This is a genomic window from Bacillus spizizenii TU-B-10, from assembly GCF_000227465.1.
In the GTDB taxonomy this organism is placed as follows: Bacteria; Bacillota; Bacilli; order Bacillales; family Bacillaceae; genus Bacillus; species Bacillus spizizenii.
The window spans coordinates 3,450,935-3,465,240 of sequence record NC_016047.1; the positions used below are offsets into that span (position 1 = coordinate 3,450,935).

14 protein-coding genes are annotated in these 14,306 nt (G+C 46.1%); 2 read left to right on the plus strand and 12 right to left on the minus strand.

Annotated elements, in window-relative coordinates; translation table 11 throughout:
* Positions 1 to 96: 96 nt before the first annotated feature.
* The 9 genes from lutC to GYO_RS39375 form a co-directional block, all read right to left on the minus strand.
* Positions 97 to 819, minus strand: a complete 723-nt coding sequence (lutC, locus tag GYO_RS39335) for a lactate utilization protein LutC (protein WP_014115213.1) — start codon at positions 817 to 819, stop codon at positions 97 to 99.
* Entirely contained in the window at positions 819 to 2,258 is a 1,440-nt protein-coding gene (gene lutB, locus GYO_RS39340; RefSeq protein ID WP_014115214.1) for a lactate utilization iron-sulfur protein LutB, read from the minus strand. Before lutB ends, lutC begins: the two co-directional genes overlap by 1 nt.
* Before the next feature lie 26 nt (positions 2,259 to 2,284).
* Positions 2,285 to 3,001, minus strand: coding sequence for a lactate utilization iron-sulfur protein LutA (gene lutA / locus GYO_RS39345; protein ID WP_014115215.1), 717 nt, complete (start codon positions 2,999 to 3,001; stop codon positions 2,285 to 2,287).
* A 174-nt stretch (positions 3,002 to 3,175) separates the two neighbouring features.
* Positions 3,176 to 3,793, minus strand: a complete 618-nt coding sequence (locus GYO_RS39350) for a DUF2812 domain-containing protein (RefSeq protein WP_014115217.1) — start codon at positions 3,791 to 3,793, stop codon at positions 3,176 to 3,178.
* Entirely contained in the window at positions 3,790 to 4,119 is a 330-nt protein-coding gene (locus GYO_RS39355) for a PadR family transcriptional regulator (RefSeq protein WP_014115218.1), read from the minus strand. The genes GYO_RS39350 and GYO_RS39355 overlap by 4 nt, the downstream gene beginning before the upstream one ends.
* A 119-nt stretch (positions 4,120 to 4,238) precedes the next feature.
* A complete protein-coding gene (gene yvfU, locus GYO_RS39360; protein ID WP_014115219.1) occupies positions 4,239 to 4,841 on the minus strand; it encodes a two-component system response regulator YvfU in 603 nt (200 codons plus the stop codon).
* Positions 4,838 to 5,974, minus strand: coding sequence for a sensor histidine kinase (locus GYO_RS39365; RefSeq protein ID WP_041521075.1), 1,137 nt, complete (start codon positions 5,972 to 5,974; stop codon positions 4,838 to 4,840). Before GYO_RS39365 ends, yvfU begins: the two co-directional genes overlap by 4 nt.
* 3 nt (positions 5,975 to 5,977) lie before the next feature.
* Positions 5,978 to 6,715 carry an ABC transporter permease gene (locus GYO_RS39370; protein WP_003219923.1) on the minus strand — a complete coding sequence of 246 codons (738 nt, stop codon included), beginning with the start codon at positions 6,713 to 6,715 and terminating at the stop codon, positions 5,978 to 5,980.
* A complete protein-coding gene (locus GYO_RS39375; protein ID WP_080010105.1) occupies positions 6,716 to 7,621 on the minus strand; it encodes an ABC transporter ATP-binding protein in 906 nt (301 codons plus the stop codon). It abuts the gene before it with no gap.
* 284 nt (positions 7,622 to 7,905) lie between these two features.
* Here GYO_RS39375 and rsbQ point away from each other — a divergent pair, with 284 nt between their 5' ends.
* Entirely contained in the window at positions 7,906 to 8,715 is an 810-nt protein-coding gene (rsbQ, locus tag GYO_RS39380; protein ID WP_014115222.1) for a sigma factor SigB/phosphatase RsbP regulator RsbQ, read from the plus strand.
* 34 nt (positions 8,716 to 8,749) lie between these two features.
* Complete coding sequence (gene rsbP / locus GYO_RS39385; RefSeq protein WP_014115223.1) at positions 8,750 to 9,961, plus strand: phosphoserine phosphatase RsbP; 1,212 nt, start codon at positions 8,750 to 8,752, stop codon at positions 9,959 to 9,961.
* A 40-nt stretch (positions 9,962 to 10,001) separates the two neighbouring features.
* Here rsbP and ganB read toward each other — a convergent pair whose 3' ends face one another.
* From ganB to ganQ, 3 genes are all read right to left on the minus strand, one after another.
* A complete protein-coding gene (gene ganB / locus GYO_RS39390) occupies positions 10,002 to 11,291 on the minus strand; it encodes an arabinogalactan endo-beta-1,4-galactanase (protein ID WP_014115224.1) in 1,290 nt (429 codons plus the stop codon).
* A gap of 80 nt (positions 11,292 to 11,371) precedes the next feature.
* The gene (gene ganA / locus GYO_RS39395; protein ID WP_014115225.1) at positions 11,372 to 13,435 is read right to left on the minus strand and encodes a beta-galactosidase GanA; all 2,064 of its coding nucleotides are present in this window, start codon (positions 13,433 to 13,435) and stop codon (positions 11,372 to 11,374) included.
* A gap of 18 nt (positions 13,436 to 13,453) precedes the next feature.
* Positions 13,454 to 14,305 carry a galactooligosaccharide ABC transporter permease GanQ gene (gene ganQ / locus GYO_RS39400; RefSeq protein WP_014115226.1) on the minus strand — a complete coding sequence of 284 codons (852 nt, stop codon included), beginning with the start codon at positions 14,303 to 14,305 and terminating at the stop codon, positions 13,454 to 13,456.
* Position 14,306: the final 1 nt, after the last annotated feature.

The following is a 14,306-nucleotide window of genomic DNA, read 5'->3' on the forward strand; positions in this document are numbered from 1 at the left end:
CTCCTTTTTCAAGTCATACTCTTCTCATCGGCCAAAAAATTGGATAGTTGAAGTTTTTTTCAAGCAGAAAGCCCGGCATATGCCGGGCTTTTAAAATCAACGGTCAGAAACGAGAATGTATGCGGCTTTTACAGGTCCGTGCACCCCGACGACCAAATCCATTTCGATGTCGGCTGAGTTACTCGGTCCGGTAATGTAGTTGATGCATGAAGGAACAGTGACGCCGTCCGCAATGTTTTGACGGATGATTTCACTGGCTTGCGTCATTCTTGGCACAATGCTTGATTTCGGGACAATCGCAATATAGGTCGTCGGCAGAAGGCTGACAGACCGGCCGATGTCTTTTGAGGAAAAGAGGACAACCGTCCCCGACTCAGCCAGTGTGATTTCACTGAATGTGATCCCTACATTGGCTTGCTCCGCTTTTTTGATATTTTCTTCGCCTTTGTCAGCATCCCACTCCCAGACCGGCGTTCCTTCGCCCGGCCAGTCCTTGGTGAGCAAGCTTTTTAGTCCGTATTCTTCAAAGCGGGGGTCCTTCGGAATGATGACAGGGCCTCCGGAAAACCGGCTGACCTGCTCGCGGAGGGCATCGTAAAGGCCGGTTGAATCCGTTTCAATCAGCTCTGTATGGATTTTGACGCAATGGTTTTTGAGGACTGTGACTAAGTCATCCGCTGAATATCCTTTAAGTGTTTGATATTGCGGCTGATGAGCCCACTCAGGGACTGCCACGCCCCCTGTTCTTCTTTCACGGCCCAGGCGTGATGCGATTCGGTTTAAAAAGCTCTCCTGATTCTGAACGTTTCCCTTCGTCATCACTGCTCCTCCTTCGTGCGTTCACTTGTTTCTCTGTCTGTAAACCAATCTCTGAATCTCGATTTATGCGGTGCTGGGAAATCGCGGATCTGTGTCCAGCTTTTGAGCGGGCCCGGCCCTTTCGAAATTTTTTCGTCCTCTGTAAAAGGCGTCATGGCGGCTGGCGCCCATTTTGAGCCCATTTTATAAAGCGACAAAGAGGACGCGCCAAGTCCGAACGCTTTCATCGCAAGCTTTTCACTGATCGGCGCTCTGCCTTCTTTTTCGACGATGTTCTGGCGATGCTTGAGAAGCAGCTCATGAAGCGGAATTTTGACCGGACAGGCTTCAGAACAAGCCGCGCACAATGTAGACGCGTACGGCAGCTCCTTAAAATCGTCATAACCTCCGAGCAACGGCGATAAAACCGCTCCGATCGGCCCCGAATAGATGGAGCCGTATGAGTGTCCGCCGACATGGCGATACACAGGGCAGACATTGATACAAGCTGCACAGCGGATACATTGCAGCACGGATTGGAATTCCGTTCCGAGAATATTGGACCGGCCATTGTCAACAATGACAAGATGGAATTCCTCCGGCCCGTCCACTTCCCCTTCCAGCTTCGGTCCTGTCAAAGCCGTAATATAACTTGTCAGCCGCTGTCCGACAGCGCTTCTTGTCAGCATGCTGACAAGGACTTCAAATTCAGAAAATGACGGGACAATCCGCTCCATTCCCATCACAGTGATTTGCGTTTTCGGCAAGGTGCTCACAAGCCGTCCATTTCCTTCATTGGTCACAAGGCTGACAGAACCCGTATCAGCAATGGCGAAGTTACAGCCGGTAATGCCGATATCCGCCTCCAGAAACTTTTCCCGGAGGATGGCGCGCGCATGCATCACTAGCTCTTCCGGTTTTTCTGTATGTTGATAGTCCAGCCTTTCTTTAAATACATCGCGTATCTGTTCTTTATTTTTATGAAGGGCGGGCGCTACGATATGTGAAGGCGGATCATGATCATCAATCTGCAAAATATACTCGCCGAGGTCGGTTTCGACGACTTCGCAGCCTTCCTGTTCCAGCACCTCATTCAGATTGATTTCCTCTGTGACCATTGATTTTGATTTTACGATTTTCTTCCCATTCTTCTTTTGAATGACATCGCGAATATAAGAAGATGCCTCTTCCGCTGTTTCCGCGAAATAGACATGCCCCCCTCTTTTCGCCACATTTTCGGCTAGCTGGCCGAGATAGAAATCGAGGTTTTCAAGAACATGCTGCCTGATTTCCTCTGATAGCGAGCGCCACTCCTCCCAGTTACCCAGCTCTTCGGCTGCTTCAAGGCGCCGTGTCCGCAAACGCTCCTGCGCCCCCGAAACAGCGCCTCTCATAAATTCATTATCGATCCCCTGTGATACCCGCTCTTTAAAAGCGTCAGTACCGATTTTCATCGCCATGATCCTTTCCCCCTCTGAATCCAGTTTTATCTGCTGTTGAGCACTTCGGCGATGTGCATCACTTTGACATTCTTGTCTTTACGATCAAGCCGTCCCCCGATATTCATCAAACAGCCGCAGTCAGCACCGATCAGCACCTCTGCTCCCGTTTCCTCCACGCATGCGACTTTTTCATCGACCATCTGCTCAGAGATCTGCGCCATTTTGACGGAGAACGTTCCTCCGAATCCGCAGCAGTTATGTTTGCCCGGAAGCGCTGTGAATTCTAGGCCCTTCACATGGCTCAGAAGCTTCATTGGCTCCTCCCGAACCCCGAGCAGCCTTGTCATATGGCACGACGTATGTAAGGTTGCTTTTGTATCAAGGGTCGCGCCGACATCCTCTATCCCAAGGACGTTCACGATAAAATCCGTCAGTTCATACGTTTTATCGGCAAGCTTTTGCGCTTTGTCTGCCCATTTCGGATCATCCTGAAACAGGTGCGGATACTCCCGGAACATCGTCGTGCAGGAACCGGAAGGGCTGACGACATATTCGGAATCCTGAAACGTTTCGATCATCCGTTTCATTGCTTTTTTGGCGTCATTCACATAGCCGCTATTGTAAGCCGGCTGCCCGCAGCAGATCTGCCCCTCCGGAAAATCAACCTCACACCCAAGGCGCTCCAGCAGCTCAACTGTTGCTTTTCCGACATTTGTTTGAAACATATCAACAAGACAAGTGACAAAAAGTGAGACTTTCATGATGAACCCCTCTCTCATCCCCAATATATGATCAGGTCATCTGATGACCTGAGTTAAAATAACTATATGAATATCGTACACTATTCTGATAATGGAAGGGAAGGGTTTTCTATACATTCCTGCAATAAAAAACGCCTGTTTCACTGGACAGACGTTCATGGTGCAACACACTTTTTAATGGTCATACAGGCACTTCCTGTACTTTTTATATGTTTTCACAAATAGATAAAAGAAGCTAAGAGCGCTGAGGAGAACAATCCATCCCGCTCCCCCTCTCATCAGTGCAAAAGGTGTTTCAAACAAAAAGGCTCCGATAAAAGTTGCTCCGGTCTTATCCCACAGTCCCGGCGTATAATACAAACTCTGGGGACGGATAAATAAATCAGTATTCAAAGCATTGGCAGTAAAGAGAGTCAGGATGAAGGATAAGAATATAAATGAAAGTGCAAAGTACGCTTGAAATAAGCGTTTGTATCTTCCAGCTCTGGATTCTGCATCAGAAAAAATATCATCTGATGCACTGGAGTTCTCTTTTCTAAAATAATGCAGGCCTTGTGAACTGAAAAGATGCTTCCATCCGCTGTCTTCAAATAGAGTGCGATAATCAGTAAAATCCTCCGGATGTTTAAAGGTGCGATAGTCTATTTTGACGATAGAAGGGTCTGACGTTGCTTCGTCTGCAAACCGATAGGAAAAAAAACCCTTTCCTTTCAATCCGTACCCCTTATCTGCCATCTTATTGAGCCACTGTTCCTCACAGTCTATGTCCGTAAAATATCTGTATTTCTTCATATGGCCTCCCCCTTTTTATTTAACTCCTGCCTTGTTATCTCAACCAGCCGCTCCATTCTCTCCATGTCCTTCCTTAATACACTTCTTCCAAGTTCAGTGATGATATATGTTTTTCTGCGGCGGTCTTCACTTGGATAAGGCTCTATCAATTGATGCTTCAATAAGTTTTCGATTGCGCCATAAAGAGTTCCAGGCGCCATTTTAACTCTTCCGCCGCTAAGATCTTCAATATTTTTCATAATGATGTAGCCGTGAGCAGGATGTAACAAAGATAAAAGTACATAGTAAACAGTCTCAGTCAGCGGCAAATGCTTATTTTCATTCATATATCGGCCTCCATATTCAGTACAACTGTATAGTTCCATAATATACAGTCGTACTGAATATTTCAACCATAAATAACCAGATGAACAAAAAAACCTGGCTATAAATAACCAGGTCTACATTAAATCCATCCTTTTTCCTCAGCAATGCTGGCTGCTTCTGTCCGATTTTTCGCATCGAGCTTTTGGATGATTTCTGATATATAGTTTCGGACTGTGCCTTGAGATAAATAGAGTTCCAGCGTAATATCTTTTGTTGTCTTGCCTAAAGCCGCCAGACGCAGAATTTCTTGCTCTCTTACAGTAAGCGGATTTTCGTCTCGCATCATATTAAACGTCAGCTCCGGGCTGAAGACTCGTTTTCCCTTTACACACTTTCGGATGGCGTCGGCCAGATCGTCAATTTCGCCGTCTTTCAGCAGATAACCATGTACACCGGCTTTGACGGCGCGTTCAAAATATCCTGGGCGGGCAAAGGTGGTTAAAATAATAACCTTGCTGCCGCAGCCTTTTTGCATTAATTCCTCTGCCACATCCAGCCCGCTTCGAACCGGCATTTCAATGTCCATAATGCATACATCCGGCTCCAGCTTCAAAATGGCTTTTAACGCCTCTTCCCCATTTAATGCTTGTCCGATGACTGTCATATCCTCTTCTAAATCAAGCAAAGATCCCAAAGCGCCTAACAGCATTCGCTGGTCCTCAGCAATAAACAGACGAATCATTCTTTTCGTCCTCCTATCATTCTCGCTTTTTTTATAAGAGGAACTGTCAGTGTCACAACTGTTCCGTTATGAGCTGAAAGCGTTAATCCCCCTTCAATGAGCATGAGCCGTTCTTCCATTCCCCGCAGGCCATTCCCAAACATTTTTTCCTTCGCCGCTCCCTTTCCGTCATCCCGTATGACTATCCTCATTTTGTCAGCGAACTGGGTAATGGTGATGGCGCAGTGGGTGGCATTGCTGTGCTTGATGATATTGGTCACGGCTTCCCGCATACACATGCTAATAATATTTTGAGTGACGGGAGATATTGCTGAAAAGTCTTCGTCCCCTTCGTATTGAAAGGTAATGTTCCCCGTTCTTAATATGTGCTGAATGTTGGCGAGCTCCTCCGTCATCGTGACTGTTCTCATATCAGAAACCAGCTCACGAACTTGCTTGAGTGCGGCTCGTGAACTTGTTTCCATTTCTTTTGCTTCAAGCCGGGTCCGTTCTGGATCAGATGTTGCCAGCCGCTGAATCAGCTGGCTTTTTAATGTAAGCAGCGACAGAGTATGGCCGAGAGTATCGTGAAGATCACGGGCGATTCGAACGCGCTCCTCCCTTTTGGAGAGTTCTTTTATCTGTTCGTTGGCTTGGGCAAGCTTGGTTTCGAGTTCAATTCTCCGAAACAAAGAACGGATTCCAAATGGAGAAATGAGCATGATAACGAGAAACGGGAGAACAGAAAAAAGCTCCCGGAGCGAGACCGAATTCGCAAGTAATTGATAAAAACAAGGGAATAGCAGCATAAAGATTAAACCGCAGAACGCACGGTTAAACTTTGTTTTCTCTTTGTAATAACCAACAAAGTTTGCCGGGAAAAAACCTAAATAGATATAGGTGATATTGTAAAACACACTATAGATAAAAATAACCGCCATTTGCACGATAAGCCAATACGTAAACGAAGCTCTGTCGACACTGCAGAACAACTGGCGATATGCCATGACAAAAAAGATCAGCATGCCATATCCAATCACCTGTTTGATGCCTGATTCTCTCAATAAAGTAAGAAACGGCATGATGGTATACACCAGAAAGATATAAGGGAAAAACCCGAATTGCCTAGGGAATATGGATGTTAAGAGTTTCATGTATTACACCGCTTCTTGTTTTCTTCTTATATATTTAGATAGTAGCATGAAGAGCATCAAATAAGCGATTAATACCAGAATATTTTTCCAGGTTGGACTCCCGCCTCGGACAAGTTCCCACGCTCCGCTCCCGAAATGATAGGATGGAAGCCACCGGCCAATGTTCTGCATCATATCAGGCATGACCTCAAACGGCATCCACATGCCCCCGCCTAAAGCGAGCAGCATGTAAAGCACATTACTGATTCCGGCTGCTGTTTCTACTTTTCTCATGAGGCCGATGAGTGTACCTAACGCTAAAAACGGCAATGCGCCAAACAAAATCCATAGTCCGCTCATGATCCATTCAAACGGTGACAAGGCAATGTCATTGATAATTGCGCCGAACAGAAAAATGACGGTAATGGATAAAACGTGAATCACACTTTGGCCGATCATCTGAGCTGATAAATAGATATGATCCGGAAGAGGCGTAATGCGGATAAAAGCTGTCCAGCCTTGTGACCGCTCTTGAACCATACGGATTCCAAGCGTCATGATAGAGGATCCCATCACACTGAAGACTGTCATCGACATTAAGTAATGGGCGTCCCATGCACGTTGATCAGGTACGTTGGTATTCACTACATTGGTAAAGAGATAATAAAAGGCAATCGGCATCATCAGCGACCAAAGCACAAAGTACTTATTCCTAAGCACCCTTTTCATTTCAGCTATGCTTTGTTTCTGCAGCATGTTCACTCACATCGCCTCCCTGTTTCCGTCAGCCAGCTGGCGAAATGCCTCATCGAGCGTTCCTTGCTCAATCCGGATATCGCGTGCATGTATGTTCTCTTGAAAGATCAGCGCTAACACTTTGTCTGTATTTGATGTTTGGATGATGGTTCTCTTATGCTTGTGGATCACCCGCTCTACTTCCGGATGACGAGACAGCCTTTCCAAGGATTCATCTGAATGTAACGTAAAGGAAACAGACTGTTTTTGAATCCTTGAGCGGATTTGCATTGGCGAGTCGTCAGCTACAAGGCGCCCGTCAGCAAAAAATAAGATTCGCTGTGCGGCATCATCTGCTTCCTGTAAATAATGAGTTGAAAATATAATCGTTTTTCCTTGGTCCGCCAGTCCATGAATGGTCTGCCAGAATCGATGTCTTGATGATGTGTCCATCCCGACTGTCGGTTCGTCGAATATCAGCAGCTCCGGATTCCCGGCAAGAGCCAAAGCAAAGCTCAAACGGCGTTTTTGTCCGCCGGATAATTTTTCTGCTCTTGTTTTCAAATCTTCTTTTGTGAGTGCTGTTAACGAAACGAGTTCTTTCATGGACAATGGATTCGGATAATAGCTTCGGAAGAGTTCGAGGATTTCACTCACCTTCAGACCCGGCATGACACTCACTTCCTGCAGCATCACGCCTATTTTTTCGCGAACCTGTTGATCATCGGGAACCCGGTTAAATAGTTTGATTTCTCCCTTACTCGGTTTCAGCAATCCTAGGATCATGGAGATGACGGTCGTCTTCCCTGCCCCATTCGGTCCGAGAATAGCTGCAATTTCTCCTTTTTTCATACTGAAGCTGATGTTGTTTACAGCTGTTTTTTGCTGAAAATGTTTTGTCGTATTGCTTACTAATACAATCTCATTCATCACATGAGCACCTCCTGATGGCTTACATTGATTGTAAAATGACGGAGAAGATGACGTTAGTATGGGGTGTCATGATATCAGAGTGACAAATGTCATATTCTTCCCCACCGCATGTGCCTAGGCCATCCATCCTCTACATCTTCCAATTCATCCAGCTCTCCTATGCCTGGTGTCCCCTTTCTTTTAAACTGCTATTTACTTTCATAGAAAGACACACTCTTGAAACGGCGAGTGTTATGATATACATATTGAACTTTATTTTACTTTCCGGCTGAAAGGAGCCAATCATGAACGAAGCGATTTTGTCTCGAAATGATGTGAAGGTGAAGGGAAGCGGCAAAACATCTATCATTTTTGCACCTGGCTTTGGCTGCGATCAAAGTGTGTGGAATGCCGTGGCGCCGGCCTTCGAAGAAGAACATCAGGTCATTTTATTTGATTACGTCGGTTCGGGGAATTCGGATTTACGCGCATATGACCTGAATCGTTACGGGACACTTGACGGCTATGCCCAAGATGTTCTTGATGTTTGTGAAGCTTTAGATCTGGGAGAAACCGTGTTTGTGGGGCACTCTGTTGGGGCTGTAATTGGCATGCTAGCTTCCATCCGCCGCCCGGAGCTGTTTTCCCATATCGTGATGGTGGGGCCTTCTCCTTGCTATTTGAATGATCCGCCTGAGTATTTCGGAGGATTTGAGGAGGAGCAGCTCCTTGGTTTGCTGGAGATGATGGAGAAAAATTATATAGGTTGGACTACTGTATTTGCGGCAACCGTTCTGAATCAGCCAGATCGGCCTGAAATCAAGGAAGAACTTGAAAGCCGTTTTTGTTCTACTGATCCTGTGATTGCCCGGCAGTTCGCGAAAGCCGCGTTTTTTTCTGATCACCGGGGGGATCTTTCGAAGGTGACGGTTCCCTCTCTTATTCTCCAATGTGCAGATGATATCATCGCACCGGCAGCAGTAGGTGAGTATATGCATAAGCACCTCCCTTATAGCAGACTGAAACAAATGGAGGCACGCGGGCATTGCCCCCACATGAGCCATCCGGAAGAGACGATACAGCTGATCAGCGATTATTTGAAAGTATACGTGTGATATAGGAACGAAAGGGATAGAGGTGACCCTCTTAATGGACAAACAATTGAATGATGCACCATGCGGTTTCCTCACTTTGTCAGAAGAGGGTTCGATAGTAGCAGTCAACCGTACCCTGCTTAACATTCTGAATTATGAGCAGGAACAAGTTATCGGCCAGCATATGGATACAATTTTGACCGTTTCCGCACAGCTTTTCTACCAGCTTTATTTTGTTCCGCTTTTGAAGCTGGAGCATCACATTGAAGAAATATACATTTCCCTGAGAACAAGAGATGGAGAAGAAATTCCCGTCCTTGTCAATGCTGTTGTAAGAACTGATAGCGGAGGAACTGTCACCGAGTGTGTTCTGATTCCGATGCGGAAGCGAAATGAATATGAAAATGAGCTGCTGATGGCCAAAAACGCGGCCCAGGAAGCTTTGCTTGCCAAGCAGAAAGCCAATGCGGAGTTAGAAATTGCCTTGGGAACGCTGAAGGCCAAACAAGAAGAACTTCTTGAGACCAACAAACAAAATGAGCAATTTAAATTAAATACCAAAAGAGAGCTTGAGCTCGCCAGAAAGATCCAAGAAAACTCGTTGACTGAACCGATTGTAAACGATCAGATTCAGATTGACGCTTATTACAAAGCATCCAGTGAGTTATCAGGTGATCTATACGGATTTTATCAAATTGATGAACATCGTTACGGCATTATTATTCTTGATGTGATGGGGCACGGGATTTCATCTGCATTGATTACGATGTCTCTTCATCCTTTGTTCCAGCGCCAGATCACGCAAGGTCTCAGCCCCGTCAAAGTCATGAAGGAATTAGACCGCCACCTCCACAGCTTGTTTCAAAATGATGAGGAAGCAAGACATTATTGTACTGCCATTTATCTTGAGATTGATACAGCCCGGCAAAAAATTAATTATGTCAACGCAGGACATCCGCCAGCATTATGGCAGGGCGCCGGCGGAACCCAAAATCCGCTGCACGCAACCGCGCCTCCGATCGGGATGTTTGAAGACACGGTGTTTCATTCTAGCAGCCTTCCCTACACGGAGGGCGGAAGGCTCCTTCTATATACGGATGGCGTGATGGACCCTACAGCTTCATGTTATTTATTTGATTTATTAAAGGATCATCCCGATTTGCCTATTGCTGACCTGAAAGAGAAAATCCTTACATCACTGCATCATCATAAGGAAGCCCATCATAAAAGTGATGACGAATGTTTTATATTAGTTGATTTAAAATAAAATGATCCATGAGATAGTACATCTCATGGATTTTTATGTTTCAGCGCTTCTTCGGGGTATGGCCTGACTCCGCATATTGAAACACCTGCAAGGAAGGCAGCGGGTGTCCGTTAACATCAAACAAAGCTTGGTTATCCACAGCACTTCCCCCATACCACTTCCCAGCATCTTCAGGGTCATATTCAGCAGCATAGCTGGAGGCCCAGCCTGACCCGTATGTTTCCCACAGCACTTTGTTTTTCTCTACCTGTGTTTTCGGCCCGACTGGAGTCCACGCAGGCTCCCAATAGAAAACGCCAAGTCCCGCCGTGCCTGTATTCGCTACGGCCTGCATCACATCTCTTATCGCATCCGCCTGGCCTTGAACGGAAATTGGATATGGCAGCGCCTGCCCGCTTTTTGGCGCTGTATTTTCATGCCCATCGTTATCCTCAGCGGTATAGGTGTATGATGTCTCCGCCACCATGACTTTTTTGCCGTACGTATCGGAAACAGCCTTCAGCACGGAGGTCAAATTCTGTAATGTGCCGTGCCAGAAAGGATAATACGAGCTGGCAAACACATCATAATCCACTTTGTTTTTGCTGAGTGTTTCTGCAATAAATGAATACCTTCCTGCCGTTTCAGGATTGGTAAAATGCAGTGCGACCAAAATACCTGGGTCTGTCTCCCTGACCGCGCGGCTTCCTTCATTAAATAATTGGCTCATTTTCGCCCAATCGGTTTCACCTGCAAATGCCCCTGTCGTTTCATTTCCGACCTGAACCATGCCAATGTCGACGCCTTCCTTGATCATCTTTTGCAGGCTTTGTTTCGTATACTCATAGAGCTTTGTTTTTTTAGCTTCAAAGCTGAGATTCGCCCAAGCTTTGGGTACCTTCTGTTTCGCAGGATCGGCCCAGAAATCAGAATAATGAAAGTCGACCAGCACCTTCATTCCATTCGCTGTGGCTCTTTTTCCGATTTCGATGGCTTTTTGAACATCATTGTTCCCCCCTCCATACCCATTGCCATTTGAATCATACGGGTCATTCCAGATTCGGACGCGAATATAGTTGATGCCAGCTTGTTTTAAGGTTGTAAAAATGTCCTGGCGTTTACCGCTAGTATTGTAAAAGGTGACTCCGCTGTTTTCTAAAGCAATAACACTGGACACATCTGCCCCTTTGATAAAGTCCTTGTTCATACCCTCTACTTTTTTAACGAAAAGATTATCTGTCCGAAGCTCAGGCACATGTTTCTGCCCCTCAATGGCAGCGGCATTTCCCGTAGAACTGAATGCACTCCACACGATGGCAGCCGCAAAGAACATTTTCACTCTGCCCCTCATGATTCCACCCCTCACTCTAAAGTAAGCGTTTTTCAAATATGCTAGAAAAAGAATCCGCCCGTATCGAGCGGAGCATCAGCCTAATGTGTATTTACGACAATTCTGACTTCATATTTTTCCAGCGTCAGGTCACCTGATAATATGTCTCCTGTCATCATATCCTTCACACTGTGATCAAACGTGACCAACTGCTTTTCTTCCGTAAAATTCATGACAAAAATATAATCATTATCCTGATCCTGCCTCGCTTGTACGGAGACACCTTTTCCATGCCGAACCGGAAAAACAGGAGAAAGAGACAGGTCTGTGATGAGCCCTTCATAAAAATCCCGGTGAAATTGATCCTCCAAACGCGCACCGATAAAATACGCCTTGCCCTGTTGATATTGATGGCTTGTCACCGCTGGCGTACGCGCGTAAAAATCTTCTTGATACACCGCTTCTGCTGATGCGGTCTTGACATCGATCACGGTTGCATAGTCCTTCATTTCATATGTTTGGCTGCGATAGCTGACAGCATTTCGATCCTTCGGATATAGCGTGTCGGTTTCAAGAGGCTCAATTCCGAAAATAGCTTGCAAATCCGGATGCCATCCTCCTGTATACGTTAAATCATGCTCATTTACAATCCCGCTGATATATGTCATGACTAAGGCGCCGCCGTTAGCCGTAAACGTTTTCAAACGGGAAATGGTGTCTTCGCTGATTAAATATAGCATCGGGACGATCAACAGTTTATATGGTGAAAAATCCTGTTCTTTTGTGATGACGTCGACAGGGATATCGTGTTCCCAGAACGTGCGGTAATGCTGCTGAAGCGTTTGCGCATAACGTTTTGTCGCCTTCGCAAACCCCTGAGCATCCTCGAGCGCCCAGTGATTTTCCCAGTCATATAAAATAGCCGTTTCAGCGGGCCTCTTCGTTCCGACAACCTCGGACAGCCGTTCTAATGTTTCGCCGGTTTTGGCCACTTCTTGAAAGACCCGGTTCTTCGGGCTATTGTCATGATCTACTATTGCCCCGTGCAATTTTTCTGATGATCCGCGCGATTTACGGTATTGGAAATAGAGAACGCTGTCCGAACCGTGGGCAATCATTTGCATGGACGACAGCAGATTCATGCCCGGGCGCTTCGCCTTGTTGACGTTATGCCAATTGACCGCGCTTGGCGTACACTCCATTAATAAGAAAGGCTGCTGCTTCAGGCTCCGGTACAGGTCATTGATAAAGCCGACCTTCATCGCCAAATCAGCTGTGCTTTCCCAGTCATTGTGCCAGACCGGATAAGCGTCCCAGCTGATGACATCGACATGCTTCGCAAATTTGCTGTAGTCTAGGCCCTGATACGGAATCAAATCCGGTGTGTCAGCCATAAAATTCGTTGTGATAGGGATATCAGGCGTCAGTTCTTTCAGCGGAATGATTTCATTTTCATAAAACGAAATCGTTTGATCTGTGACGAACCGGCGCCAGTCTAAGTTCAGGCCGTGTAAGCCGTTTTCACCGATCGGCGAAGGGCTTTCAATTTGTGACCAGTCATTGAATGTGTGGCTCCAAAAAGGAGTCCACCACGCATGGTTCAATGCCTTGAGGCTGTTGTCATATTTCGATTTCAGCCACTCCCTGAAAGCATGCTGGCATAGATCGCAGTGGCACTCTCCTCCGTATTCATTTGAAATATGCCACATTAACAGCGCAGGATGATTGCCGTATCGTTCTGCTAGTAACCGATTGATGTGACGTGTTTTTTCACGGTAGACTTTAGATGTGAGGCAGTGGTTGTGCCTTCCGCCGTGAAGCTGTTTGACACGGGAGGCATTGACGCGCAAAACTTCAGGATAGGTTTGCGACAGCCAGGCAGGACGAGCTCCGCTTGGTGTTGCTAATATGACCCTCCCGCCTATGCTGTGGATCCGTTCAAAAATATCGTCCAGCCATTCAAATTGGTATACGCCCTCCTCTGGCTCAAGCGCGCTCCATGCAAAAATGCCGACAGAAAACGTATTCGTATGAGAAAGCTTCATCAGCTTGATATCATCGGCTAAAATATCAGGGCGATCCAGCCATTGATCAGGATTGTAGTCTCCTCCGTGAAGCATAAATTTTGCCCCTGTTACGTGCGTTTTTTCAAGCTTTGACATCATATTCTCCTCCTTAATCTCTTAACCTTTTGTTCCCCCCGCGGTTAACCCGGACACAAAATTCTTTTGCAGCATGATAAAGATGACGGCAACCGGTATGCTGATAAGCAGGGCTCCAGCTGCAAATGTCGTATAGCTGGCCCCCATAACATCATTCACTAAATTGAATAGACCTACGGGCAATGTATATGATTCAGGCGTTCTCAATATCGTTGAGGACAGTACAAAATCTCCGAGCGGGCCGGTAAAGCCGTTCATGGCGACCACTGCCGCCATCGGTTTTGATAATGGCAAAATGATCTGGAAGAAGATTCTTGTGCTGCTGGCCCCGTCAATCTTGGCGCTTTCGTCTAAATCCATCGGAATGGAATCCATGTACCCTTTCATCAAATACGTATTCATCGGGATCAGCCCTCCGATATATAGCAAGATTAACAGCCAGTGGCTATTGATCATTCCTAAGATTTGCGCCAATACAAACAAGGCAATTAAAGCCGAAAACTGAGGAATCATTTGCAGCAATAAAAAGAGGGTTAAAGCGTATTTTCTCCCTTTAAATCGAAAGCGTGAAAATGCATAGGCCGTAAACGTCACACAGATTAAAGACCCCGCCATCGTAAACAGGCTGATCTTCATTGAGTTGATATACCACTGCACATATTGAAGGCTTTCTTTGCCCGCAAATAATTCCTTGTAATGGTCGAATGTCGGATGCTTCGGAATGATGGATGTACTGATCAAGCTATTGCCGGGGTTAAAACTTGCGCCTGCCGTCCAAAGGAGAGGATAAACAATGATGACCGCCATACAGGCTAACAACAAGTAAGAGAGAAGGAGACGGATATATTTTCTGACCTTCATATCTGCCAGCATG